This window comes from Streptomyces sp. G45 (assembly GCF_049542095.1).
Lineage (GTDB): Bacteria > Actinomycetota > Actinomycetes > Streptomycetales > Streptomycetaceae > Streptomyces.
The window spans coordinates 3,839,757-3,862,741 of record NZ_JBMUZU010000001.1; the positions used below are offsets into that span (position 1 = coordinate 3,839,757).

Annotated in this window: 29 protein-coding genes and 1 pseudogene; all 30 read right to left on the bottom strand. The window is 66.8% G+C overall.

Features of this window, described 5'->3' with window-relative positions; all coding sequences use genetic code 11:
• Positions 1-131: 131 nt before the first annotated feature.
• Positions 132-968: a type I methionyl aminopeptidase gene (gene map / locus ACOBQU_RS15555; protein ID WP_423627522.1), complete on the bottom strand. Its 837-nt coding sequence runs from the start codon at positions 966-968 to the stop codon at positions 132-134.
• Between the two features lie 221 nt (positions 969-1,189).
• On the bottom strand, positions 1,190-1,846 hold the full coding sequence (locus ACOBQU_RS15560; protein ID WP_423627524.1) for an adenylate kinase: 657 nt from the start codon (positions 1,844-1,846) through the stop codon (positions 1,190-1,192).
• The gene (secY, locus tag ACOBQU_RS15565; protein ID WP_423627526.1) at positions 1,846-3,159 is read right to left on the bottom strand and encodes a preprotein translocase subunit SecY; all 1,314 of its coding nucleotides are present in this window, start codon (positions 3,157-3,159) and stop codon (positions 1,846-1,848) included. The genes ACOBQU_RS15560 and secY overlap by 1 nt, the downstream gene beginning before the upstream one ends.
• A gap of 248 nt (positions 3,160-3,407) precedes the next feature.
• Positions 3,408-3,863 (bottom strand): 50S ribosomal protein L15, encoded by a 456-nt coding sequence (rplO, locus tag ACOBQU_RS15570; RefSeq protein WP_055493178.1) that lies wholly within the window; start codon positions 3,861-3,863, stop codon positions 3,408-3,410.
• Positions 3,864-3,865: 2 nt separating this feature from the next.
• Complete coding sequence (rpmD, locus tag ACOBQU_RS15575) at positions 3,866-4,048, bottom strand: 50S ribosomal protein L30 (protein ID WP_004984515.1); 183 nt, start codon at positions 4,046-4,048, stop codon at positions 3,866-3,868.
• A complete protein-coding gene (gene rpsE / locus ACOBQU_RS15580) occupies positions 4,048-4,653 on the bottom strand; it encodes a 30S ribosomal protein S5 (protein ID WP_423627528.1) in 606 nt (201 codons plus the stop codon). The genes rpmD and rpsE overlap by 1 nt, the downstream gene beginning before the upstream one ends.
• Before the next feature lie 37 nt (positions 4,654-4,690).
• Positions 4,691-5,074: a 50S ribosomal protein L18 gene (rplR, locus tag ACOBQU_RS15585; RefSeq protein ID WP_423627529.1), complete on the bottom strand. Its 384-nt coding sequence runs from the start codon at positions 5,072-5,074 to the stop codon at positions 4,691-4,693.
• A 3-nt stretch (positions 5,075-5,077) separates the two neighbouring features.
• On the bottom strand, positions 5,078-5,617 hold the full coding sequence (rplF, locus tag ACOBQU_RS15590) for a 50S ribosomal protein L6 (protein ID WP_423627531.1): 540 nt from the start codon (positions 5,615-5,617) through the stop codon (positions 5,078-5,080).
• A gap of 24 nt (positions 5,618-5,641) precedes the next feature.
• On the bottom strand, positions 5,642-6,040 hold the full coding sequence (gene rpsH, locus ACOBQU_RS15595; RefSeq protein ID WP_019888762.1) for a 30S ribosomal protein S8: 399 nt from the start codon (positions 6,038-6,040) through the stop codon (positions 5,642-5,644).
• A 211-nt stretch (positions 6,041-6,251) separates the two neighbouring features.
• Positions 6,252-6,437, bottom strand: a complete 186-nt coding sequence (locus tag ACOBQU_RS15600; protein ID WP_003956452.1) for a type Z 30S ribosomal protein S14 — start codon at positions 6,435-6,437, stop codon at positions 6,252-6,254.
• A 5-nt stretch (positions 6,438-6,442) separates the two neighbouring features.
• Positions 6,443-7,000 carry a 50S ribosomal protein L5 gene (gene rplE / locus ACOBQU_RS15605; protein WP_423627533.1) on the bottom strand — a complete coding sequence of 186 codons (558 nt, stop codon included), beginning with the start codon at positions 6,998-7,000 and terminating at the stop codon, positions 6,443-6,445.
• Positions 7,000-7,323 (bottom strand): 50S ribosomal protein L24, encoded by a 324-nt coding sequence (gene rplX / locus ACOBQU_RS15610; RefSeq protein WP_423627535.1) that lies wholly within the window; start codon positions 7,321-7,323, stop codon positions 7,000-7,002. The genes rplE and rplX overlap by 1 nt, the downstream gene beginning before the upstream one ends.
• 2 nt (positions 7,324-7,325) lie before the next feature.
• A complete protein-coding gene (rplN, locus tag ACOBQU_RS15615; RefSeq protein ID WP_003974257.1) occupies positions 7,326-7,694 on the bottom strand; it encodes a 50S ribosomal protein L14 in 369 nt (122 codons plus the stop codon).
• A 91-nt stretch (positions 7,695-7,785) separates the two neighbouring features.
• Positions 7,786-8,073 (bottom strand): 30S ribosomal protein S17, encoded by a 288-nt coding sequence (rpsQ, locus tag ACOBQU_RS15620; RefSeq protein ID WP_030039759.1) that lies wholly within the window; start codon positions 8,071-8,073, stop codon positions 7,786-7,788.
• A complete protein-coding gene (gene rpmC / locus ACOBQU_RS15625; protein WP_010036720.1) occupies positions 8,073-8,297 on the bottom strand; it encodes a 50S ribosomal protein L29 in 225 nt (74 codons plus the stop codon). The genes rpsQ and rpmC overlap by 1 nt, the downstream gene beginning before the upstream one ends.
• The gene (gene rplP / locus ACOBQU_RS15630; protein WP_423627537.1) at positions 8,297-8,716 is read right to left on the bottom strand and encodes a 50S ribosomal protein L16; all 420 of its coding nucleotides are present in this window, start codon (positions 8,714-8,716) and stop codon (positions 8,297-8,299) included. The genes rpmC and rplP overlap by 1 nt, the downstream gene beginning before the upstream one ends.
• Before the next feature lie 5 nt (positions 8,717-8,721).
• Positions 8,722-9,558, bottom strand: a complete 837-nt coding sequence (rpsC, locus tag ACOBQU_RS15635; RefSeq protein WP_190134826.1) for a 30S ribosomal protein S3 — start codon at positions 9,556-9,558, stop codon at positions 8,722-8,724.
• Complete coding sequence (gene rplV, locus ACOBQU_RS15640) at positions 9,558-9,905, bottom strand: 50S ribosomal protein L22 (RefSeq protein ID WP_030685471.1); 348 nt, start codon at positions 9,903-9,905, stop codon at positions 9,558-9,560. Before rplV ends, rpsC begins: the two co-directional genes overlap by 1 nt.
• A gap of 42 nt (positions 9,906-9,947) precedes the next feature.
• Positions 9,948-10,229, bottom strand: coding sequence for a 30S ribosomal protein S19 (gene rpsS, locus ACOBQU_RS15645; RefSeq protein WP_004984529.1), 282 nt, complete (start codon positions 10,227-10,229; stop codon positions 9,948-9,950).
• Between the two features lie 12 nt (positions 10,230-10,241).
• Positions 10,242-11,078, bottom strand: a complete 837-nt coding sequence (gene rplB, locus ACOBQU_RS15650) for a 50S ribosomal protein L2 (RefSeq protein WP_423627539.1) — start codon at positions 11,076-11,078, stop codon at positions 10,242-10,244.
• 38 nt (positions 11,079-11,116) lie between these two features.
• Positions 11,117-11,533: a 50S ribosomal protein L23 gene (gene rplW, locus ACOBQU_RS15655; protein WP_423627541.1), complete on the bottom strand. Its 417-nt coding sequence runs from the start codon at positions 11,531-11,533 to the stop codon at positions 11,117-11,119.
• Complete coding sequence (rplD, locus tag ACOBQU_RS15660; RefSeq protein ID WP_423627543.1) at positions 11,533-12,195, bottom strand: 50S ribosomal protein L4; 663 nt, start codon at positions 12,193-12,195, stop codon at positions 11,533-11,535. Before rplD ends, rplW begins: the two co-directional genes overlap by 1 nt.
• An 8-nt stretch (positions 12,196-12,203) precedes the next feature.
• Entirely contained in the window at positions 12,204-12,848 is a 645-nt protein-coding gene (gene rplC, locus ACOBQU_RS15665; protein ID WP_423627544.1) for a 50S ribosomal protein L3, read from the bottom strand.
• A 16-nt stretch (positions 12,849-12,864) separates the two neighbouring features.
• Positions 12,865-13,173 carry a 30S ribosomal protein S10 gene (gene rpsJ, locus ACOBQU_RS15670; RefSeq protein ID WP_003948644.1) on the bottom strand — a complete coding sequence of 103 codons (309 nt, stop codon included), beginning with the start codon at positions 13,171-13,173 and terminating at the stop codon, positions 12,865-12,867.
• Positions 13,174-13,723: 550 nt separating this feature from the next.
• Positions 13,724-14,917 carry an elongation factor Tu gene (tuf, locus tag ACOBQU_RS15675; RefSeq protein ID WP_423627546.1) on the bottom strand — a complete coding sequence of 398 codons (1,194 nt, stop codon included), beginning with the start codon at positions 14,915-14,917 and terminating at the stop codon, positions 13,724-13,726.
• Between the two features lie 153 nt (positions 14,918-15,070).
• Positions 15,071-17,196 (bottom strand): annotated as a pseudogene (fusA, locus tag ACOBQU_RS15680) (elongation factor G).
• Between the two features lie 39 nt (positions 17,197-17,235).
• Entirely contained in the window at positions 17,236-17,706 is a 471-nt protein-coding gene (gene rpsG, locus ACOBQU_RS15685) for a 30S ribosomal protein S7 (protein WP_423627548.1), read from the bottom strand.
• 2 nt (positions 17,707-17,708) lie between these two features.
• Positions 17,709-18,080 carry a 30S ribosomal protein S12 gene (gene rpsL, locus ACOBQU_RS15690; RefSeq protein ID WP_003948652.1) on the bottom strand — a complete coding sequence of 124 codons (372 nt, stop codon included), beginning with the start codon at positions 18,078-18,080 and terminating at the stop codon, positions 17,709-17,711.
• A gap of 276 nt (positions 18,081-18,356) precedes the next feature.
• Complete coding sequence (locus ACOBQU_RS15695) at positions 18,357-18,875, bottom strand: DUF1707 and DUF4190 domain-containing protein (protein WP_423627549.1); 519 nt, start codon at positions 18,873-18,875, stop codon at positions 18,357-18,359.
• Between the two features lie 136 nt (positions 18,876-19,011).
• Complete coding sequence (locus ACOBQU_RS15700) at positions 19,012-22,911, bottom strand: DNA-directed RNA polymerase subunit beta' (protein ID WP_423627551.1); 3,900 nt, start codon at positions 22,909-22,911, stop codon at positions 19,012-19,014.
• Positions 22,912-22,985 lie beyond the last annotated feature (74 nt).

The following is a 22,985-nucleotide window of genomic DNA, read 5'->3' on the forward strand; positions in this document are numbered from 1 at the left end:
GCGCACACGCGGACATGCGGGTGCACGAGAGCCGACGCGTCAGTCTACGTCAGTACACCCGGAAAGACGAATCGAGAAGTCTGCCCCACCAGGGAGATCCTTACTCCGACGGGGCCCGGGACGCCCAGGACCTAGCCCAGCGGGTCCGGCGCCGCCGTGATCCCGTACTCGGCGAGCTTCGCCTTGCCGCCGTCGGGGGCGGTCAGGACCAGCGGGCCCTGCTCGGTCAGGGCCACGGAGTGCTCCCAGTGCGAGGACCAGGTGCCGTCCGTGGTGATGACCGTCCAGTCGTCCTCGAGGACCTCGGTCTTCGGGGTGCCGAGGGACACCATCGGCTCGATCGCCAGGCAGAAGCCGGGCACCAGCTTCGGGCCCCGGCCGCGGCGCCGCTCCACGTAGTTCAGCAGGTGCGGGTCCATGTGCATCTCGGTGCCGATGCCGTGCCCGCCGTAGTCCTCGACGATCCCGTACTTGCCGGACGCGGGGCGCGGCTGGCGGCGGATGTAGGTCTCGATGGCGCGGGAGATGTCCACCAGGCGGTTGCCCTGCTTCATGGCCGCGATCCCGGCCCACATCGACTCCTCGGTCACCCGGGACAGCTCCACCAGCTCCGGAGCGTGACCGCCGCCCACGAAGGCGGTGAAGGCCGCGTCGCCGTGCCAGCCGTCGACGATGGCGCCCGCGTCGATGGAGATGATGTCGCCGTCCTCCAGGACGACGTCGTCGCTCGGGATGCCGTGCACGACGACCTCGTTCTTCGAGGTGCAGATCGTCGCGGGGAAGCCGCCGTACCCGAGGAAGTTGGACTTCGCCCCGTGCTCGGCGAGCACCTTGCGGGCCACGTCGTCCAGGTCCTTGGTGGTCGCCCCCGGCACGGCCGCCGCACGCGTGGCCTGGTGGATGGCGGCGACGACAAGCCCCGCCGCACGCATCTTGGCGATCTGCTCGGGAGTCTTGATCTGCACCATGTCCGGCCTGAGCCTTTCTGAACCTACGAATCTGAACCGACGAACCGGCCTGTACGTACGGGCGACGGGCACGGCCCGCGCGGAGCGCCCCCGCAGCCACGGCGGGCGGCCTGCGGAACACGGGGCACCCCCCACGATACGGCCGCCCCGGGCCCCCGCGCGCCCCGCCCACGACTCGGCCGCGGCACCCACCCGGGGTGCCGCGGCCGGTCACGACTGCGTCAGGCGTCGTCGCCCGAGAGCGCGGCCATCGCGCGCTGGGTGACCTCGTCCACCTTGCCGAGGGCCGAGATCGTGACCACCAGGCCCTGCGCCTTGTAGTGGTCGATGATCGGCTCGGTCTCGCGGTGGTAGACGTCGAGCCGCTTGCGCACGGTCTCTTCCTTGTCGTCGCCGCGCTGGTACAGCTCGCCGCCGCAGACGTCGCAGACGCCGTCGCGCTTTGGCGGGCTGTACGTCACGTGGAAGACGTGCGCGGAGTCGTTCCGGCAGATGCGGCGGCCCGCGATGCGCTTGACCACCTCGTCCTCGGGGACCTCCAGGTCCAGGACCGCGTCCAGCTTCTGGCCGTCCGCCTTCAGCGCCTCGTCCAGGGACTCGGCCTGCGACACATTGCGCGGGAAGCCGTCCAGCAGGAAGCCGTTCTCCGCGTCCGGCTGCGCCATGCGGTCCTGGGCCATGCCGATGGTCACCTCGTCCGGAACGAGGTTCCCGGCGTCCATGTAGGACTTCGCCAGCTTGCCGAGCTCCGTCTGCTGGCTGATGTTGGCCCGGAAGAGGTCGCCCGTGGAGATGTGCGGGATCGACAGGTTCTTGGCAAGGTACGCGGCCTGCGTCCCCTTGCCCGCACCGGGCGGTCCGACTAGGACGATTCGCATCAGCGGAGGAACCCTTCGTAGTTGCGCTGCTGGAGCTGGCTCTCGATCTGCTTCACGGTCTCCAGACCCACACCCACGATGATGAGGATGCTCGTTCCACCGAAGGGGAAGTTCTGGTTCGCCTGGAAGCCCACCAACGCCATCGTTGGCACGAGAGCGATCAGACCCAGATACAGCGAGCCCGGCCAGGTGATCCGGTTGAGCACGTAGCTCAGATACTCAGCGGTCGGTCGGCCAGCCCGGATGCCCGGGATGAAGCCACCATACTTCTTCATGTTGTCCGCGACTTCCTCCGGGTTGAAGGAGATCGCCACGTAGAAGAAGGCGAAGAACACGATCAGGACGAAGTAGGTGACGATGTAAATCGGGTGGTCACCCTTGGTCAGGTTCTGCTCGATCCAGGTCTTCCAGCTGGACTGCCCGCCCGCGAACTGGGCGACCAGGGCCGGGATGTAGAGCAGCGACGAGGCGAAGATCACAGGGATGATGCCCGCCTGGTTGACCTTCAGCGGAATGTACGTCGACGTGCCCCCGTAGGACCGGCGGCCGATCATGCGCTTCGCGTACTGGACCGGGATGCGGCGCTGCGCCTGCTCGACGAAGACCACCAGGCCGACCATGAACAGGCCGACGAGGATCACGGTGAAGAACTCGATCCAGCCGTTCGCCAGGTCACCCGACTTCTTGATGCCCCACAGGGCGGCGGGGAAGGTCGCGGCGATCGAGATGAACATCAGGATCGACATGCCGTTGCCGATGCCGCGGTCGGTGATCAGCTCACCGAGCCACATGACCGTGGCCGTACCGGCGGTCATGGTGATCACCATGGTGATGGTGACGAAGATCGACTGGTCGGGGACGATCTCCGAGGCGACCGGGCAGCCCTGGAACAGGGTGCCGGTGCGGGCGGTGGCCACCAGGCCGGTGCCCTGGAGGATGGCGAGCGCGATGGTCAGATAGCGCGTGTACTGCGTGATCTTCGCCGTTCCGGCCTGGCCCTCCTTCTTGAGGGCTTCCAGGCGCGGGATCACCACGGTCAAGAGCTGGAGGATGATGCTCGCCGTGATGTACGGCATGATGCCGAGCGCGAAGATCGTGATCTGAAGCAGTGCGCCACCGCTGAACATGTTGACCAGACCGAACAGGCCCTGGTTGGCATTGGCCGCGTCGATACAGGTCTGGACGTTCTTGTAGTCGATGCCCGGGATCGGGACATGTGTCCCGAGCCGGTAGATCACGATGATGCCGAGCGTGAAGAGCAGCTTCTTGCGCAGGTCGGGCGTCTTGAACGCCCGGGCGAACGCGGTGAGCACGGTGCCTCCTGCGACCCCCGCGCTACTGCGTCAGAGGTGACGGTGGTGAGTCCGACGGATAACTACCTGTGTACAGGCAAATAAGCCAAGAACCGCCCGGCCGGTCGCGAGGACAGACCGCGCGGAAAGTAACAGTGCACGCCACCTTACCGGCGACCGTGCCCCCCTTGGAACGACCAACCGGGGATGCCCCTTTTGTGGGGCATCCCCGGTCGGGATCGCTCAAGTCATCGAGACGCCTGAAGGACTCAGACGAGCTCGGTGACGGTACCGCCGGCGGCGGTGATCTTCTCCTTGGCGGAGCCGGAGACGGCGTCGACCGTCACCTGCAGCGCCACGGAGATCTCGCCCTGGCCGAGGACCTTGACAAGGCTGTTCTTGCGAACGGCGCCCTTGGCGACCAGGTCGGCCACCGTGACCTCGCCACCCTCGGGGTAGAGGGCCGCGAGCTTGTCCAGGTTGACGACCTGGTACTCGGTCTTGAACGGGTTCTTGAAGCCCTTCAGCTTCGGGAGGCGCATGTGGAGCGGCATCTGGCCACCCTCGAAGCGCTCCGGAACCTGGTAGCGGGCCTTGGTGCCCTTGGTACCACGACCGGCCGTCTTACCCTTCGACGCCTCACCACGACCGACACGGGTCTTGGCGGTCTTGGCGCCGGGGGCCGGACGGAGGTTGTGGATCTTCAGCGGGTTCTGCTCCGCCATGATCAGTCGACCTCCTCGACCGTCACGAGGTGGCGGACGGTGTGCACCATGCCGCGGAACTCGGGGCGGTCCTCCTTGACGACCACGTCGTTGACCTTCTTCAGGCCAAGCGAGCGCAGGGTGTCACGGTGGTTCTGCTTGCTGCCGATGTACGACTTAACCTGCGTGATCTTGAGCTGAGCCATTACGCACCAGCCCCGGCACGCGCACGCAGCAGGGCCGCGGGGGCGACGTCCTCGAGCGGCAGACCGCGGCGGGCCGCGATCTCCTCGGGACGCTGCAGGCCCTTGAGGGCCGCCACGGTCGCGTGCACGATGTTGATCGCGTTGTCGGAGCCCAGGGACTTCGACAGGATGTCGTGGACACCGGCGCACTCCAGGACGGCACGCACGGGACCACCGGCGATAACACCGGTACCCGGCGAAGCCGGCTTGAGCAGGACGATGCCCGCGGCCTTCTCACCCTGAACGGGGTGAGGGATGGTGCCGGCGATGCGCGGGACCTTGAAGAAGTGCTTCTTGGCCTCCTCAACGCCCTTGGCGATGGCGGCCGGCACCTCCTTGGCCTTGCCGTAACCGACACCCACGGTGCCGTCACCGTCGCCCACCACGACCAGCGCGGTGAAGCTGAAGCGACGACCACCCTTCACAACCTTGGCGACGCGGTTGATCGCGACAACGCGCTCAACGTACGCGGTCTTCTCGGCGGCAGCAGCGCCGCCGTCACGGCCCTTCCGGTCCCGCCGCTCGCCGCCACCGGCACCGCTGCCGCGGCGCTGGGGTCCAGCCATTGGATTACCTCTCTCTTTTTCCGCTAGCTACGGCGGCTCAGAACTTGAGCCCGGCCTCGCGGGCGGCGTCCGCCAGGGCGGCGATGCGCCCGGCGTACTGGTTGCCACCACGGTCGAACACGACGGCCTCGACACCGGCGGCCTTGGCGCGCTCGGCGACCAGGGCGCCGACCTGCTTGGCCTGCGCGGACTTGTCGCCCTCGCCACCACGGATCGAGGTGTCCAGGGTCGACGCCGACGCCAGGGTGTGACCCTTGATGTCGTCGATGACCTGGGCCACGATGTGGCGGTTCGAGCGCGTCACGACGAGACGGGGACGCTCGGCCGTACCGGAGACCTTCTTGCGGACCCGGATGTGGCGGCGCTTGATCGCGGCGCGCTTGTAGGCGTCACCCTTGGCGATCTTCGTACCGTATGCCATGGCTTACTTACCCGCCTTTCCGACCTTGCGGCGGATGACTTCGCCCTCGTACTTGACGCCCTTGGCCTTGTACGGGTCGGGCTTGCGCAGCTTGCGGATGTTGGCCGCAACCTCGCCGACCTTCTGCTTGTCGATGCCCTCGACCGAGAACTTGGTCGGCGACTCCACGTTGAACTTGATGCCCTCGGGAGCCTCGACCAGGATCGGGTGGCTGTAGCCGAGCGAGAACTCCAGGTTGGAGCCCTTCGCCTGGACGCGGTAACCGACACCGCTGATCTCGAGCTTCTTCACGTAACCCTGGGTCACACCGGTGATCATGTTCGCCACCAGCGTGCGGGACAGGCCGTGCAGGGCCTTGTTCTGACGCTCGTCGTTCGGGCGGGTGACGTTCAGGACGCCGTCCTCACCCTTAGCGATCTCGATCGGCGACACAACGGTGTGGCTCAGGGAACCCTTGGGGCCCTTCACCGAGACCGTCCGGCCATCGATGGTGACGTCCACGCCGGCGGGAACCGTGATGGGGAGCTTGCCAATACGCGACATAGCTGTTTCCTCCGTTCCCTTCCGCTACCAGACGTAGGCGAGGACTTCCCCACCCACGCCCTTCTTCTGCGCCTGCTGGCCCGTGAGCAGGCCGTGGGACGTGGAGATGATGGCCACGCCCAGGCCGCCGAGCACCTTCGGCAGGTTGGTGGACTTCGCGTACACACGCAGACCAGGCTTCGAGATCCGCTTGATGCCCGCGATGGAGCGCTCACGGTTCGGCCCGAACTTGAGCTCGAGGACGAGGTTCTTGCCGACCTCGGCGTCCTCGACCTTCCAGCCGGTGATGAAGCCCTCCTGCTGGAGGATCTCCGCGATGTGCGACTTGATCTTGGAGTGCGGCATCGACACCGAGTCGTGGTACGCCGAGTTCGCGTTCCGCAGACGCGTGAGCATGTCTGCGATCGGATCAGTCATGGTCATGAATTGGCCTTCGGCCTCTCTCGCCGGGGTTTCCTGTATGCGCCATCCCTCTCCCCACTCATGGGCGGGACGGGTGCGGCGCGGGGACCTACGGCGTAGTAAGTCGTACGAGGGCGGCGGGCGCCCAACCACACAAGCCTAAGGCATGTGCGGTGGGCCACCCACCAGCCTCATTGCTTACCGAGAGCTTCCAGTCATCCCAACTAGGGGACTACCAGGAGCTCTTGGTCACGCCCGGCAGCTCGCCACGGTGAGCCATCTCACGGAGGCACACGCGGCACAGGCCGAACTTGCGGTACACGGAGTGCGGGCGGCCGCAGCGCTGGCAGCGGGTGTACGCACGCACACCGAACTTGGGCTTGCGAGCAGCCTTAGCGATCAGAGCCTTCTTCGCCATCTCGCTCACGCCTCCTTGAACGGGAAGCCGAGGTGACGAAGGAGCGCGCGGCCCTCAGCGTCGTTGGTCGCCGTGGTGACCACGGTGATGTCCATACCCCGGACGCGGTCGATCTTGTCCTGGTCGATCTCGTGGAACATGACCTGCTCCGTGAGACCGAAGGTGTAGTTGCCACGGCCGTCGAACTGCTTGGGGGACAGACCGCGGAAGTCGCGGATGCGCGGCAGCGCGAGCGACAGGGTGCGGTCCAGGAACTCCCACATGCGGTCGCCACGGAGCGTGACGTGGGCACCGATCGGCTGACCCTCGCGCAGCTTGAACTGCGCGATGGACTTGCGGGCCTTGGTGACGGCCGGCTTCTGACCGGTGATCGTGGTCAGGTCACGGACGGCACCGTCCATGAGCTTGGAGTCACGGGCGGCGTCGCCGACACCCATGTTCACCACGATCTTGACGAGACCGGGGATCTGCATGACGTTCTCGTAGGAGAACTCCTCCTGCAGCTTCGCCTTGATCTCGTCGCGGTACTTCTGCTTGAGACGCGGAGTGGTGGTGGTCGTCATCAGATGTCCTCACCCGTCCGCTTGGCAACGCGGATCTTGTTGCCCTCGTCGTCAAAGCGGTAGCCGACGCGGGTAACGACCTTCTTGCCGTCCTTCTCCACGACGAGCTGCACGTTGCTGACGTGGATGGGGGCCTCGGTCGTCACGATGCCGCCGGCCTGGGAGCCGGAGGCGGTCGGACCGGCCTTGGTGTGCTTCTTGACCCGGTTGACACCCTCGACGAGGACGCGCTCCTGGCGCGGGTAAGCGGCAATGACCTTGCCCTGCTTGCCCTTGTCCTTGCCGGTGATGACCTGGACCAGGTCGCCCTTCTTGATCTTCATGCTTACAGCACCTCCGGCGCGAGCGAGATGATCTTCATGAACTTCTTCTCGCGCAGCTCACGGCCGACCGGGCCGAAGATGCGGGTGCCACGAGGGTCGCCGTCGTTCTTCAGAATGACGGCGGCGTTCTCGTCGAAGCGGATGTACGAGCCGTCCGGACGGCGGCGCTCCTTGACGGTGCGAACGATGACCGCCTTGACGACGTCACCCTTCTTCACGTTGCCACCGGGGATCGCGTCCTTGACGGTGGCGACGATGACGTCACCGATGCCCGCGTAGCGGCGACCCGAGCCACCGAGAACACGGATGGTGAGGATCTCCTTCGCACCCGTGTTGTCGGCGACCCGAAGTCGCGACTCCTGCTGGATCACGTCTATCTCCTGTGTGTCTGCCGGTTCCCCGGGGGCCGGTCAACGGCCCCCGGAGCCTGGCGGAACTGATCCGAGGGAAACCCCTCGGAACTTACTTGGCCTTCTCGAGGATCTCGACGACGCGCCAGCGCTTCGTCGCGGACAGCGGCCGGGTCTCCATGAGGAGGACGCGGTCGCCGACGCCCGCGGCGTTCTGCTCGTCGTGCGCCTTGAGCTTGTTCGTACGGCGGATGACCTTGCCGTACAGCGCGTGCTTGACGCGGTCCTCGACGGCGACGACGACGGTCTTGTCCATCTTGTCGCTGACGACCAGACCCTCACGGGTCTTGCGGAAACCGCGCGCGGCCTTCGTCTCTTCAGTCACGTTGCTCTCGCTCATCAGGCGCTCTCCACCGTCTCGATGCCCAGCTCACGCTCACGCATCAGGGTGTAGATCCGGGCGATGTCCTTACGGACCGCCTTCAGACGGCCGTGGTTCTCGAGCTGGCCCGTCGCCGCCTGGAAGCGGAGGTTGAACAGCTCTTCCTTGGCCTCGCGGAGCTTGTTAAGCAGCTCCTCGTTGCCCAGCTCGCGCAGCTCGGACGCCTTGGTACCGGCCGACATCACGCTTCACCTGCCTCGCGCTTGACGATCCGGCACTTCATCGGCAGCTTGTGGGCCGCACGAGTCAGAGCCTCACGGGCGATCTTCTCGTTGGGGTAGGACAGCTCGAACATCACGCGACCGGGCTTGACGTTCGCGACCCACCACTCCGGGGAACCCTTACCGGAACCCATGCGGGTCTCGGCGGGCTTCTTCGTGAGCGGGCGGTCCGGGTAGATGTTGATCCAGACCTTGCCGCCACGCTTGATGTGGCGGGTCATCGCGATACGCGCGGCCTCGATCTGACGGTTGGTGACGTACGCCGGGCCCATGGCCTGGATGCCGTACTCGCCGAACGCAACCTGCGTACCACCCTTGGACATACCGTTGCGCTTCGGGTGGTGCTGCTTGCGGTGCTTGACCCTACGGGGGATCAGCATGTCGGTCAGGCCTCCGTTCCGGTGCTCTCAGCCGGAGCGGCAGCGGCGGGCGCCTCGGCCTTGGGGGCCTCGGCGGCCGGAGCCGACTGCTGCTGCGGCTTGCGACCGCGACCGCCACGCTCGCCACCGCGGCCACCACGGGCCGGGCGGTCGTTGCCACCACGGGCCGGGCGGTTGCCGGCGCGGGCAGCGGCGTTCTCGGCGCGGACCTCGGCGATGTTCTTGACGTCGCCCTTGTAGATCCAGACCTTCACGCCGATGCGGCCGAAGGTCGTCTTGGCCTCGAAGAAGCCGTAGTCCACGTTCGCGCGGAGCGTGTGCAGGGGCACGCGGCCCTCGCGGTAGAACTCCGAGCGGGACATCTCGGCGCCGCCGAGACGGCCACCGCACTGGATCTTGATGCCCTTGGCGCCCGCCTTCATGGCCGACTGCATGCTCTTGCGCATGGCGCGGCGGAAGGAGACGCGGGAGGACAGCTGCTCGGCGACGGCCTGGGCCACCAGCTGGGCGTCCGTCTCCGGGTTCTTGACCTCGAGGATGTTCAGCTGGACCTGCTTGCCGGTCAGCTTCTCCAGGTCACCGCGGATGCGGTCGGCCTCGGCGCCGCGGCGGCCGATGACGATGCCCGGGCGCGCGGTGTGGATGTCCACACGGACGCGGTCACGGGTGCGCTCGATCTCCACCTTCGAGATACCGGCGCGCTCCATGCCGGACGTCATCATCCGACGGATGGCGACGTCTTCCTTGACGTAGTCCTTGTACAGCTTGTCGGCGTACCAACGCGACTTGAAGTCGGTCGTGACACCGAGCCGGAACCCGTGCGGGTTTACCTTCTGGCCCATTACCGGGTTCCTTCCTTGCTGCTGACGACCACGGTGATGTGGCTGGTCCGCTTACGGATCCGGTAGGCACGGCCCTGGGCACGCGGACGGAACCGCTTCAGGGTCGGGCCCTCGTCCACGTACGCCTCGCTGATGTACAGCGACGAGGCGTCCGTGTGGTCGTAGTTGTGCGCGGCGTTGGCGATGGCGCTGTCCAGCACCTTGCCGACCGGCACGCTCGCGGCCTGCGGGGCGAAACGCAGGACCGCCTGAGCCTCCGTGGCGTCCATGCCACGGATGAGGTCCACCACGCGGCGGGCCTTCATGGGCGTGACGCGGATGTACCGCGCCTGGGCCCTGGCTTCCATGGTTGTCCCTTCGATGTTGGTCATGAGTCGTTCCACCCCGCCTTAGCGGCGCTTCGACTTCCGGTCTTCCTTGACGTGGCCCCGGAAGGTGCGGGTCGGCGAGAACTCGCCGAGCTTGTGGCCGACCATCGACTCGGTGACGAACACCGGGATGTGGGTCTTGCCGTTGTGCACCGCGATCGTGTGGCCGAGCATGGCCGGGACGATCATCGAGCGGCGGGACCAGGTCTTGATGACGTTCTTGGTGCCGGCTTCGTTCTGGGCGTCCACCTTCTTGATCAGGTGGTCGTCGACGAAGGGCCCCTTCTTGAGACTGCGCGGCATCTAAACCCGCTCCTAGCGCTTCTTGTTCGTCTTGCGGCGGCGGACGATGTACTTGTTCGACGCCTTCTTGGGCGAACGAGTACGACCCTCCTTCTGACCCCACGGGGAGACCGGGTGGCGACCACCGGAGGTCTTGCCCTCACCACCACCGTGCGGGTGGTCAACCGGGTTCATGACGACACCGCGCACGGTCGGGCGGACGCCCTTCCAGCGCATACGGCCGGCCTTGCCCCAGTTGATGTTCGACTGCTCGGCGTTGCCGACCTCGCCGATGGTGGCGCGGCAGCGGACGTCGACCAGGCGGATCTCGCCCGACGGCATGCGCAGGTGGGCCATGGAGCCCTCCTTCGCGAGGAGCTGCACCGAGGCGCCCGCGGAGCGGGCGAACTTGGCGCCGCCGCCCGGACGGAGCTCGATCGCGTGGATCGTGGTACCGACCGGGATGTTGCGCAGGGCCAGGTTGTTGCCGGGCTTGATGTCGGCGCCAGGGCCGTTCTCCACCCGGTCACCCTGCGACAGACCGCGCGGAGCGATGATGTAGCGCTTCTCGCCGTCTGCGTAGTGCAGCAGGGCGATGCGCGCGGTGCGGTTCGGGTCGTACTCGATGTGCGCGACCTTCGCCGGCACGCCGTCCTTGTCGTGACGACGGAAGTCGATCACGCGGTAGGCGCGCTTGTGTCCGCCACCCTGGTGGCGAACGGTCACACGACCGGCGTTGTTACGGCCGCCCTTGCTGTGCAGCGGGCGGACCAGCGACTTCTCCGGCGTGGACCGCGTGACCTCGACGAAGTCGGCGACGGAGGAGCCACGGCGGCCCGGCGTCGTCGGCTTGTACTTGCGGATTCCCATTTCTCAGTCCTCGTCCGATATTCGGACCAGGGTCTCCGTTAGGAGGCCTGGCCGAAGATGTCGATACGGTCGCCCTCAGCGAGGGTCACGATCGCGCGCTTGGTGTTGGCGCGCTTGCCGAAGCCCGTGCGGGTGCGCTTGCGCTTGCCCTGCCGGTTGATCGTGTTGACCCCGGTGACCTTGACCTCGAAGACCGACTCCACGGCCTGCTTGATCTGGGTCTTGTTGGCCCGCGGGTCGACGATGAACGTGTACTTGTTCTCGTCGAGCAGCGCGTAGCTCTTCTCCGAGACGACCGGCTTGACGAGCACGTCACGGGGGTCCGTGAAGGACTTGCTCAGCGGCGTCTCGACGGTGTTCTTGCCCTCGGTGGCGTGGCGCTTCGCCTTGGCGACGCGCGCGGCCTTGGCGGCCTTGGCGGCCTTCGAGGCGATAGCGGGGTGACGGATAGCCATCAGGCCTCGCTCCCTTCGGTGTCATTGATCCGCGCAGCACTGGGCGCGCCCGACACGAAGGACTCGAACGCGGCCTGGGTGAAGACCACGTCGTCCGAGACGAGAACGTCGTACGTGTTCAGCTGGCCCGGCTCCAGGATGTGGACCTGGGGCAGGTTGCGGGCGGACAGCACGGCCTTCTCGTTCTCGCGCTCGACGACCAGGAGCACGTTCTTGCGCTCGCTGATCTTGCCGAGGAGAGCCTTGGCGGCCTTGGTGGAGATGTCGCCCGCGACCACGTCGGTGACGACGTGGATGCGGCTGTTGCGGGCCCGGTCGGTGAGGGCACCGCGCAGGGCGGCGGCCTTCATCTTCTTCGGGGTCCGCTGCGAGTAGTCACGCGGCACGGGACCGTGCACGACGCCACCACCGGCGAACTGCGGCGCGCGGGTCGAACCCTGGCGGGCGCGGCCGGTGCCCTTCTGGCGGTAGGGCTTCTTGCCACCACCACGGACCTCGCCGCGGGTCTTGGTCTTGTGCGTGCCCTGGCGGGCCGCGGCCAGCTGCGCGACGACGACCTGGTGGATCAGCGGAACGCTGACCTTGGCGTCGAAGATCTCCGCGGGGAGCTCGACGGTACCGGCCTTGTCGCCTGCCGGCGAAAGGATGTCAACAGTGCTCATCGGTTACCTCAGGCCCCCTTGGCCGCGGTGCGGACCAGGACGAGGCCGCCGTTCGGACCGGGAACCGCGCCCTTGATGAGCAGCAGACCCTTCTCCGCGTCAACGGCGTGGACGGTCAGGTTCTGGGTGGTGACCCGCTCGTTGCCCATGCGGCCCGCCATGCGGAGGCCCTTGAACACACGGCCCGGGGTGGCGCAGCCACCGATGGAGCCGGGCGAGCGGTGCTTGCGCTGGGTGCCGTGGCTGGAGCCGAGGCCACCGAAGTTGTGGCGCTTCATGACACCGGCGAAGCCCTTGCCCTTGCTCTTGCCGGTCACGTCGACCTTGGCGCCGGACTCGAAGGTCTCGGCGGTGAGCTCCTGGCCGAGGGTGTACTCGCTGGCGTCAGCGGTACGGATCTCGACGAGGTGGCGGCGCGGGGTCACGTCGGCCTTGGCGAAGTGGCCCTTGAGGGGCTTGTTCACCTTGCGCGGGTCGATCTCGCCGAAGGCGATCTGGACCGACTCGTAGCCGTCGCTGTCATTCGTACGGACCTGGGTAACGACGCAGGGCCCGGCCTTGACGACGGTGACGGGAACAACGCGGTTGTTCTCGTCCCACACCTGCGTCATGCCGAGCTTCTCGCCCAGGATGCCCTTGATCTGCTTAGCCATTCTCAGATCACCGGCCTCAGAGCTTGATCTCGATGTCGACACCGGCCGGGAGGTCGAGTCGCATCAGAGAGTCAACGGTCTTGGGGGTCGGGTCGAGGATGTCGATCAGGCGCTTGTGCGTGCGCATCTCGAAGTGCTCGCGCGAGTCCTTGTACTTGTGCGGCGACTTGATGACGCAGTACACGTTCTTCTCAGTGGGCAGCGGCACCGGGCCCGCGACCGACGCACCAGTGCGGGTCACCGTCTCGACGATCTTCTTCGCCGAGGAGTCGATGACCTCGTGGTCGTAGGCCTTGAGCCGGATGCGGATCTTCTGTCCCGCCATGGCTACTTAGTAGTCCTTTGTCTCGAAACGCTCTGGCCCCCGGGAGGCCCTCTTTTCTACTTCCTCCGACCCACGCGGTCGGGCGTGTCGCAGTCCCGCTGACACGGATATCCCGAAGGGATTTCCCTGCTAGGGGCTGCGGCCCTGGATGACCGCGGGTCCGGGGGAAGAAACCCACCGGGCGCCTGGCCGAGCGACCGCACCGCACTTCCCGAAAGATTCCCGTACGTCCGCCACAGCGCTGCCTCACGACAGATGGGGCGACGAGTACCGTGGGACTCGCTTCCAGTCCTCCCGGCGGGAGGCGCACAGCATCGGCACTCAACCGAGCAACCCCGACAGTCTGCCATACGGGGCATGCCGGACGCCAATCGAGTTCCTTGTCAAGCCGCCCCGCCCGCGCGTTCGCACCCGGGAAGCCCGGCGGGAGCCAGGCGGAAGCCCGGTCAAAGCTCATGCGAAAAGCCCCGCCCACCGAGCGGTGAGCGGGGCTTCTCAGGAGCTCTGTACGAGCTGCCGGGTCTCCCCGAGCGTCAGATAAGCGCGGAGCTTACTTGACGATCTTGGTGACCTGGCCGGCGCCGACGGTCCGGCCACCCTCGCGGATGGCGAACTTCAGGCCCTCCTCCATGGCGACCGGCTGGATCAGCTGGACGGACATCTCGGTGTTGTCGCCCGGCATGACCATCTCGGTGCCCTCGGGGAGGGTCACAACGCCCGTCACGTCCGTCGTACGGAAGTAGAACTGCGGACGGTAGTTGTTGAAGAACGGCGTGTGGCGGCCACCCTCGTCCTTGGACAGGATGTAGGCCTGCGCCTCGAACTCGGTGTGCGGGGTGACGGTGCCCGGCTTGATGATGACCTGGCCGCGCTCGACGTCCTCGCGCTTGATGCCGCGGAGGAGCAGACCGACGTTCTCACCGGCCTGGCCCTCGTCGAGGAGCTTACGGAACATCTCGATGCCCGTGACCGTGGTCTTGGTCTTCTCTTCCTTGATGCCGATGATCTCGACCTCTTCGTTCACCTTGAGCACACCGCGCTCAATACGACCGGTGACGACGGTGCCACGGCCGGTGATGGTGAAGACGTCCTCGATCGGCATCAGGAACGGCTTGTCGACGTCGCGCTCCGGCTGCGGGATGGACTCGTCGACGGCCTTCATCAGGTCGAGGACGGACTTGCCCCACTCGGCGTCGCCCTCGAGGGCCTTGAGCGCGGAGACCTTGACGACCGGAACCTCGTCGCCCGGGAACTCGTACTCGGAGAGCAGCTCGCGGACCTCGAGCTCGACGAGCTCCAGGATCTCCTCGTCGTCCACCATGTCGGCCTTGTTCAGGGCGACGACGATGTACGGAACGCCGACCTGGCGGGCCAGGAGCACGTGCTCCTTGGTCTGCGGCATCGGGCCGTCGGTGGCGGCGACCACGAGGATGGCGCCGTCCATCTGCGCGGCACCGGTGATCATGTTCTTGATGTAGTCCGCGTGACCGGGGCAGTCGACGTGGGCGTAGTGACGCGTCTCGGTCTGGTACTCGACGTGCGCGATGGAGATGGTGATACCGCGCTGGCGCTCCTCGGGAGCCTTGTCGATCTGGTCGAAGGCCGAGGCCTCGTTCAGGTCCGGGTACGCGTCGTGCAGCACCTTGGTAATGGCGGCCGTGAGGGTCGTCTTACCGTGGTCAATGTGACCGATGGTGCCGATGTTGACGTGCGGCTTAGTCCGCTCGAACTTCGCCTTCGCCACTGGGGTCCTCCTGTGGAGTGGTTCTGTACGCCTTACTTCATCGGCGCCAGGTGATCTTTGCTGGGGTGCCCGGGGCCCGGGACACCCCGCCCCGGTGAGGGCGGGAATGCCCCGGATGCTCCGGAGTCAAGCCTAAAGCGTGAAACGAGTGAGTTACTCGCCCTTGGCCTTCGCGATGATCTCCTCGGCGACGTTCCGCGGAACCTCGGCGTAGGAGTCGAACTGCATCGAGTAGCTTGCGCGACCCGACGTCTTGCTGCGGAGGTCTCCGACGTAGCCGAACATCTCCGACAGCGGAACCAGGCCCTTGACGACCCGGGCGCCACTGCGCTCCTCCATGGCCTGGATCTGGCCACGGCGGGAGTTGATGTCGCCGATGACATCGCCCATGTAGTCCTCGGGCGTGGTGACCTCGACGGCCATCATCGGCTCGAGCAGCACGGGGCTGGCCTTGCGCGCGGCCTCCTTGAACGCCTGCGAACCGGCGATCTTGAAGGCGAGCTCGGAGGAGTCGACCTCGTGGTAGGCGCCGTCGAGCAGCGTGACGCGGACGCCGGTCATCTCGTAACCGGCGAGGATGCCGAACTGCATGGCCTCCTGGCAGCCGGCGTCGACCGAAGGGATGTACTCCTTCGGGATGCGACCACCGGTGACCTTGTTCACGAACTCGTACGAGGCGTCGCCACCCTCGATCGGCTCGATCGAGATCTGCACCTTGGCGAACTGACCGGTACCACCGGTCTGCTTCTTGTGCGTGTAGTCGACCTTCTCGACCGTCTTGCGGATGGTCTCGCGGTACGCGACCTGCGGCTTGCCGACGTTGGCCTCGACCTTGAACTCGCGCTTCATGCGGTCGACGAGCACCTCGAGGTGAAGCTCGCCCATACCGCCGATGACGGTCTGGCCGGTCTCCTCGTTGGTGTGCACCTGGAAGGAGGGGTCCTCCTCCGCGAGACGCTGGATGGCGACACCCAGCTTCTCCTGGTCACCCTTGGACTTGGGCTCGATGGCGACCTCGATGACCGGCGCCGGGAAGTCCATGGACTCCAGGATGACCGGGTTCTTCTCGTCGCACAGCGTCTCACCGGTCGTGGTCTGCTTCAGACCCATGACGGCGATGATGTCGCCCGCGCCCACCGACTCGATCTCCTCACGCTTGTTCGCGTGCATGCGGTAGATCTTGCCGATGCGCTCCTTCTTGCCCTTGACCGAGTTCAGCACGGCGGTGCCGGACTCCAGGCGGCCGGAGTAGATCCGGACGAAGGTGAGCTTGCCCAGGTGCGGGTCGGAGGCGATCTTGAACGCCAGCGCGGCCAGCGGCTCGTCGTCCGACGGCTTGCGCTTGACGACCTCCTCCGGGTCCTTCACGCCGTGGCCCTCGATGGCCTCGACGTCCAGGGGGAGGGGAGGTAGCGCACGACGGCGTCGAGCAGGGGCTGCACGCCCTTGTTCTTGAACGCGGTGCCGCAGAACACGGGGGTGACGGTGGTGTCGCCGCCCTTGCCGGAGGCGATGGTGATACGACGGATCGCGGCGTACAGCTGCTCCTCGGTGGGCTCCTGGCCCTCCAGGTACAGCTCCATGATCTCTTCGTCGTTCTCGGCCACGGCCTCGAGCAGCTTGCCGCGGTACTCCTCGGCGGCCTCGGCGTGGGTGTCCGGGATGTCGACGACGTCGTACGCCTCGCCCAGCTTGGTGTCGGCGGACCAGACCAGGGCCTTCATGCGGACCAGGTCCACGACGCCCTTGAAGTCGGCCTCGGCGCCGATCGGCAGCTGCATGACCAGCGGCTGCGCACCCAGGCGGTCCGTGATCATGTCGACGCAGCGGTGGAACTCCGCGCCGGTGCGGTCGAGCTTGTTGACGAAGCAGATGCGCGGCACGCCGTAGCGGTCGGCCTGACGCCACACGGTCTCGGACTGCGGCTCAACACCGGCGACACCGTCGAACACCGTGACGGCACCGTCGAGGACACGCAGCGAACGCTCCACCTCTACGGTGAAGTCGACGTGCCCCGGGGTGTCGATGATGTTGATGGTGTGGTCGACGTCCTCCAGCGGCCAGTGACAGGTGGTGGCAGCAGAGGTGATCGTGATGCCACGCTCCTGCTCCTGCTCCATCCAGTCCATCGTGGCAGCACCGTCGTGGACCTCACCGATCTTGTACGAGACACCGGTGTAGTACAGGATCCGCTCGGTGGTCGTCGTCTTGCCCGCGTCGATGTGGGCCATGATGCCGATGTTGCGCACCTTGGCCAGGTCAAGCGAAGTGGTAGCCATGAGGCTCAGTCTTCTCTCGGTTCTCGATGTGGGTAGCGACTACCAGCGGTAGTGCGCGAAGGCCTTGTTGGACTCGGCCATCTTGTGCGTGTCCTCGCGCTTCTTCACAGCGGCGCCGAGGCCGTTGGAGGCGTCGAGGAGCTCGTTGAGCAGACGCTCGGTCATGGTCTTCTCGCGACGGGCGCGGGAGTAGCCCACCAGCCAGCGCAGGGCCAGCGTGTTGGCGCGACCGGGCTTGACCTCGATCGGCACCTGGTAGGTGGCGCCACCGACGCGGCGGGACTTGACCTCGAGGGTCGGCTTGATGTTCTCAAGCGCGCGCTTCAGCGTGATGACCGGGTCGTTGCCGGTCTTCTCGCGCAGGCCCTCCATGGCGCCGTAGACGATGCGCTCGGCGGTGGAGCGCTTGCCGTTCAGCAGCACCTTGTTGATGAGGGAGGTCACCAGAGGAGAGCCGTACACCGGGTCGACGTGGACCGGGCGCTTCGGGGCGGGGCCCTTACGAGGCATTCTTACTTCTCCTTCTTGGCGCCGTAGCGGCTGCGGGCCTGCTTGCGGTTCTTGACACCCTGGGTGTCGAGGGAGCCGCGGATGATCTTGTAGCGAACACCCGGCAGGTCCTTCACACGGCCGCCGCGCACGAGCACGATGGAGTGCTCCTGCAGGTTGTGTCCCTCACCCGGAATGTAGGCCGTGACCTCGATCCCGGAGGTCAGACGCACACGCGCGACCTTCCGCAGGGCCGAGTTCGGCTTCTTCGGGGTGGTCGTGAACACACGCGTGCAGACGCCGCGGCGCTGGGGCGAACCCTCGAGTGCGGGCGTCTTGTTCTTCTCGACCTTGTCCTGCCGGCCCTTGCGGACCAGCTGCTGGATCGTAGGCACTACTTCTCCGGTTTCTGTGTGCCGAGTAGTAAAGCTAACCTGGAACGTTGCCGACCCACGCGGTCGGGTGTGTCGAATGCTGCGGACTCCCGCCTAAGGGCGAGGAGGGCGCAGATTACGGTGGCCGGTTTCAGACCCGCCGTGCGGTTGAGGACACGCACGCGAGCCCGGGCACACCCCAGGCACAAGGTCTGAGCGTACCTACCTCATTGGCTGCGGTCAAAACAAATACCCCGCGCCGGACAACCCCGACACGCCCGCTCCCGCCCCTCCCGGTCAGTTCGACGCCGCCACCACCAACAGCAGGAGCAGTACCCATCCCGCGATGGAGAGCCAGCCCAGGACCAGGCCCGCGACCGCCTGGCCGTCGCCGGACTCGTGGGTGTGGCGGATCTCGCCGCGGGCGATGTGGCCGAGGATGACCGCGGGGACCGCCGTCGCCCCGAACGTGAGGAAGGTCGCGATCCCGCACACCATGGCCGCCGTGGCCTTGGAGTTCGTGGGCGCCGGAGCGGGCAGGAACGTGGCGGGGACGGCCATCGGCGCGGGGGCCTGCTGGAAGCCGGTCGGGCCCTGCGGCAGGTCGGCGACGAGCAGGCCCAGCTCCCCCACCGTGCGCGCCTGGTACGCGCGCTCCACGCGCCGCTCGTACTCCTGCTGCTGGAGCCGCCCCTCGGCGAACCCCGCGCGCAGCACGTCCACCGCGCGCTCCCGGTCGGAGTGGCCCGCCAGCATCGACGGCTGCTGACCCTGCTGTCCCGGCCACGGCGCCGGCTGCCACGACGGATTCGTCACGAGACGCACACTCCCCCACACGACGTCTGCCCTCCATGATGCGGCAAAGCGCCGCAGGGCGGCCACCCGGCACGAGACCGGGTGGCCGCCCTGCGGCGGATGACTCGCTGCGGAGAGCGAGGACTGCTGGCGGCGCCTACTGGTTGTAGGGCCCGTAGTCGTAGTCCTCCAGCGGAACGGCCTGGCCGGAGCCGGTGCCGAACGGCGAGTAGTCGATGTCGTCGTAGCCGACGGCCGAGTACATCGCGGCCTTGGCCTCCTCGGTCGGCTCGACCCGGATGTTGCGGTAGCGGGACAGGCCCGTACCGGCCGGGATGAGCTTACCGATGATGACGTTCTCCTTGAGGCCGATGAGGCTGTCGGACTTGGCGTTGATCGCCGCGTCCGTCAGGACTCGGGTCGTCTCCTGGAAGGAGGCGGCCGACAGCCAGGACTCCGTCGCCAGCGAGGCCTTGGTGATACCCATCAGCTGCGGACGGCCGGAGGCCGGGTGGCCACCCTCCGTCACGACCCGACGGTTCTCGGTCTCGAACTTGGAGCGCTCGACCAGCTCGCCGGGCAGCAGCTCGGCGTCGCCGGACTCGATGATCGTCACGCGGCGGAGCATCTGCCGGATGATGATCTCGATGTGCTTGTCGTGGATCGACACGCCCTGCGAGTTGTAGACCTTCTGGACCTCGCCGACCAGGTGGACCTGGACGGCGCGCTGGCCGAGGATGCGGAGCACGTCGTGCGGGTTGGTGGCACCCACGGTGAGCTTCTGGCCCACCTCGACGTGGTCGCCCTCGCCCACCAGCAGACGGGCGCGCTTCGAGATCGGGTAGGCCGTCTCGTCGCTGCCGTCGTCCGGGGTGACGACGATCTTCTTGGTCTTCTCGGTCTCCTCGATGCGGACACGGCCCGCGGCCTCGGAGATCGGGGCGACACCCTTCGGCGTACGGGCCTCGAAGAGCTCGACGACACGGGGCAGACCCTGGGTGATGTCGTCACCGGCCACACCACCGGTGTGGAAGGTACGCATCGTCAGCTGCGTGCCGGGCTCACCGATGGACTGGGCGGCGATGATGCCGACCGCCTCACCGATGTCGACCAGCTTGCCGGTGGCCAGGGAGCGGCCGTAGCAGAAGGCGCAGGTGCCGACCGCCGACTCACAGGTCAGGACCGAGCGGGTCTTGACCTCCTCGACGCCGTTGGCGACCAGGGCGTCGATGAGCACGTCACCCAGGTCGACGTTGGCCGGGGCGATGACCTTGCCGTCCACGACGACGTCCTCGGCCAGCATGCGGGCGTAGACGGACGTCTCGACGTTGTCCGTCTTGCGCAGCACGCCGTCGGCGCCGCGGTCCGCGATGCGCAGCTTGAGGCCGCGCTCGGTGCCGCAGTCCTCCTCGCGAATGATGACGTCCTGGGAGACGTCGACCAGACGACGGGTGAGGTAACCGGAGTCGGCGGTACGCAGAGCGGTGTCCGCCAGACCCTTACGGGCACCGTGCGTGGAGATGAAGTACTCCAGTACGGACAGACCCTCGCGGAAGGACGCCTTGATCGGACGCGGGATGGTCTCGTTCTTCGCGTTCGACACCAGACCGCGCATACCGGCGATCTGCCGCATCTGCATCATGTTTCCTCGGGCACCCGAGTCAACCATCATGAAGATGGGGTTGGTCTTGGGGAAGTTCGCGTTCATCGCCTCGGCGACCTCGTTGGTCGCCTTGGTCCAGATCGCGATGAGCTCCTGCGTGCGCTCTTCCTTGGTGATCAGACCGCGCTCGTACTGCTTCTGGACCTTCTCGTCCTGCGCCTCGTAGCCCGCGACGATCTCCTTCTTCGCCTCGGGGACGACGACGTCGGAGATGGCCACGGTGACGCCGGAGCGGGTCGCCCAGTAGAAGCCCGCCGCCTTCAGGTTGTCGAGCGTCGCCGCCACGATGACCTTGGGGTAGCGCTCGGCGAGGTCGTTGACGATCTCGGAGAGCTGCTTCTTGCCGACCTCGTAGTCGACGAACGGGTAGTCCTCGGGCAGCAGCTCGTTGAAGAGCGCGCGGCCCAGGGTCGTCCGAAGGCGGAAGCTGTCGCCCTGCTGGTACTCCTGCTCGCCCTCCTCGGCGGCCGGAGGCGTCCAGCCGCGCGGCGGGATGGTGCCCACCGGGAAGCGGATGTCGACCTTCGCCTGGAGCGACAGCTCGCCCGCGTCGAACGCCATGATCGCCTCGGCGGTGGAGCCGAAGGAGCGGTCCTCGCCCTTGACCCCGCGGCCCTCGCCGTCGGTGGTGAGGAAGAACAGACCCAGGACCATGTCCTGCGTCGGCATCGTCACCGGACGGCCGTCGGCGGGCTTGAGGATGTTGTTCGAGGACAGCATCAGGATGCGGGCCTCGGCCTGCGCCTCCGCGGACAGCGGCAGGTGCACGGCCATCTGGTCACCGTCGAAGTCCGCGTTGAAGGCGGTGCAGACGAGCGGGTGGATCTGGATGGCCTTGCCCTCGACCAGCTGCGGCTCGAAGGCCTGGATGCCGAGGCGGTGCAGCGTCGGCGCACGGTTCAGCAGGACCGGGTGCTCGGCGATGACCTCTTCGAGGACGTCGTACACGACCGTGCGGCCGCGCTCGACCATGCGCTTGGCCGACTTGATGTTCTGCGCGTGGTTCAGGTCGACCAGGCGCTTCATCACGAACGGCTTGAACAGCTCCAGGGCCATGGCCTTGGGCAGACCGCACTGGTGCAGCTTCAGCTGCGGGCCGACGACGATCACGGAACGCGCCGAGTAGTCGACTCGCTTGCCGAGCAGGTTCTGGCGGAAGCGGCCCTGCTTGCCCTTGAGCATGTCGGACAGCGACTTCAGCGGTCGGTTGCCGGGGCCCGTGACCGGGCGGCCGCGGCGGCCGTTGTCGAAGAGCGCGTCCACGGCCTCCTGGAGCATGCGCTTCTCGTTGTTCACGATGATCTCGGGCGCGCCGAGGTCGAGAAGCCGCTTCAGGCGGTTGTTGCGGTTGATGACGCGGCGGTACAGGTCGTTCAGGTCGGAGGTCGCGAAGCGGCCACCGTCGAGCTGCACCATCGGACGCAGGTCCGGCGGGATGACCGGGACGCAGTCCAGGACCATGCCCTTGGGGCTGTTGGACGTCTGCAGGAAGGCAGACACGACCTTCAGCCGCTTCAGCGCACGGGTCTTCTTCTGGCCCTTGCCGGTGCGGATGATCTCGCGGAGGCGCTCGGCCTCCTCGTCGAGGTCGAAGGACTCCAGGCGCTTCTGGAGCGCCGCGGCGCCCATGGAGCCGTCGAAGTAGGTGCCGAAGCGGTCGCGCAGCTCGCGGTAGAGCAGCTCGTCGCCCTCGAGGTCCTGGACCTTGAGGTTCTTGAAGCGGTTCCACACCTCGTCGAGGCGGTCGATCTCGCGCTGGGCGCGGTCGCGGAGCTGCTTCATCTCGCGCTCGGCGCCCTCGCGCACCTTGCGGCGCACGTCGGCCTTGGCGCCCTCGGCCTCCAGCTCGGCCAGGTCGGTCTCGAGCTTCTTGGCGCGGGCCTCGAGGTCGGCGTCGCGGCGGTTCTCGATCTGCTGGCGCTCCACGGAGACGTGCGCCTCCAGGGAGGGCAGGTCGCGGGTGCGGCGCTCCTCGTCCACGAACGTGATCATGTACGCGGCGAAGTAGATGACCTTCTCGAGGTCCTTCGGCGCGAGGTCGAGCAGGTAGCCGAGGCGCGACGGGACGCCCTTGAAGTACCAGATGTGCGTGACGGGCGCGGCCAGCTCGATGTGGCCCATCCGCTCACGGCGCACCTTGGCGCGCGTGACCTCGACGCCACAGCGCTCACAGATGATGCCCTTGAAGCGGACGCGCTTGTACTTGCCGCAGTAGCACTCCCAGTCCCGGGTCGGACCGAAGATCTTCTCGCAGAAGAGACCGTCCTTTTCCGGCTTGAGGGTGCGGTAGTTGATGGTTTCGGGCTTCTTGACCTCGCCGTGGCTCCACTGACGGATGTCGTCAGCGGTGGCCAGGCCGATCCGGAGCTCGTCGAAGAAGTTGACGTCGAGCACTATGCGTCAATCCCTCTCAGGGTCGTGTCTCAATCATGGTCTGTACGGGTCCGGGGCCCGCAACCCCAGGCGAG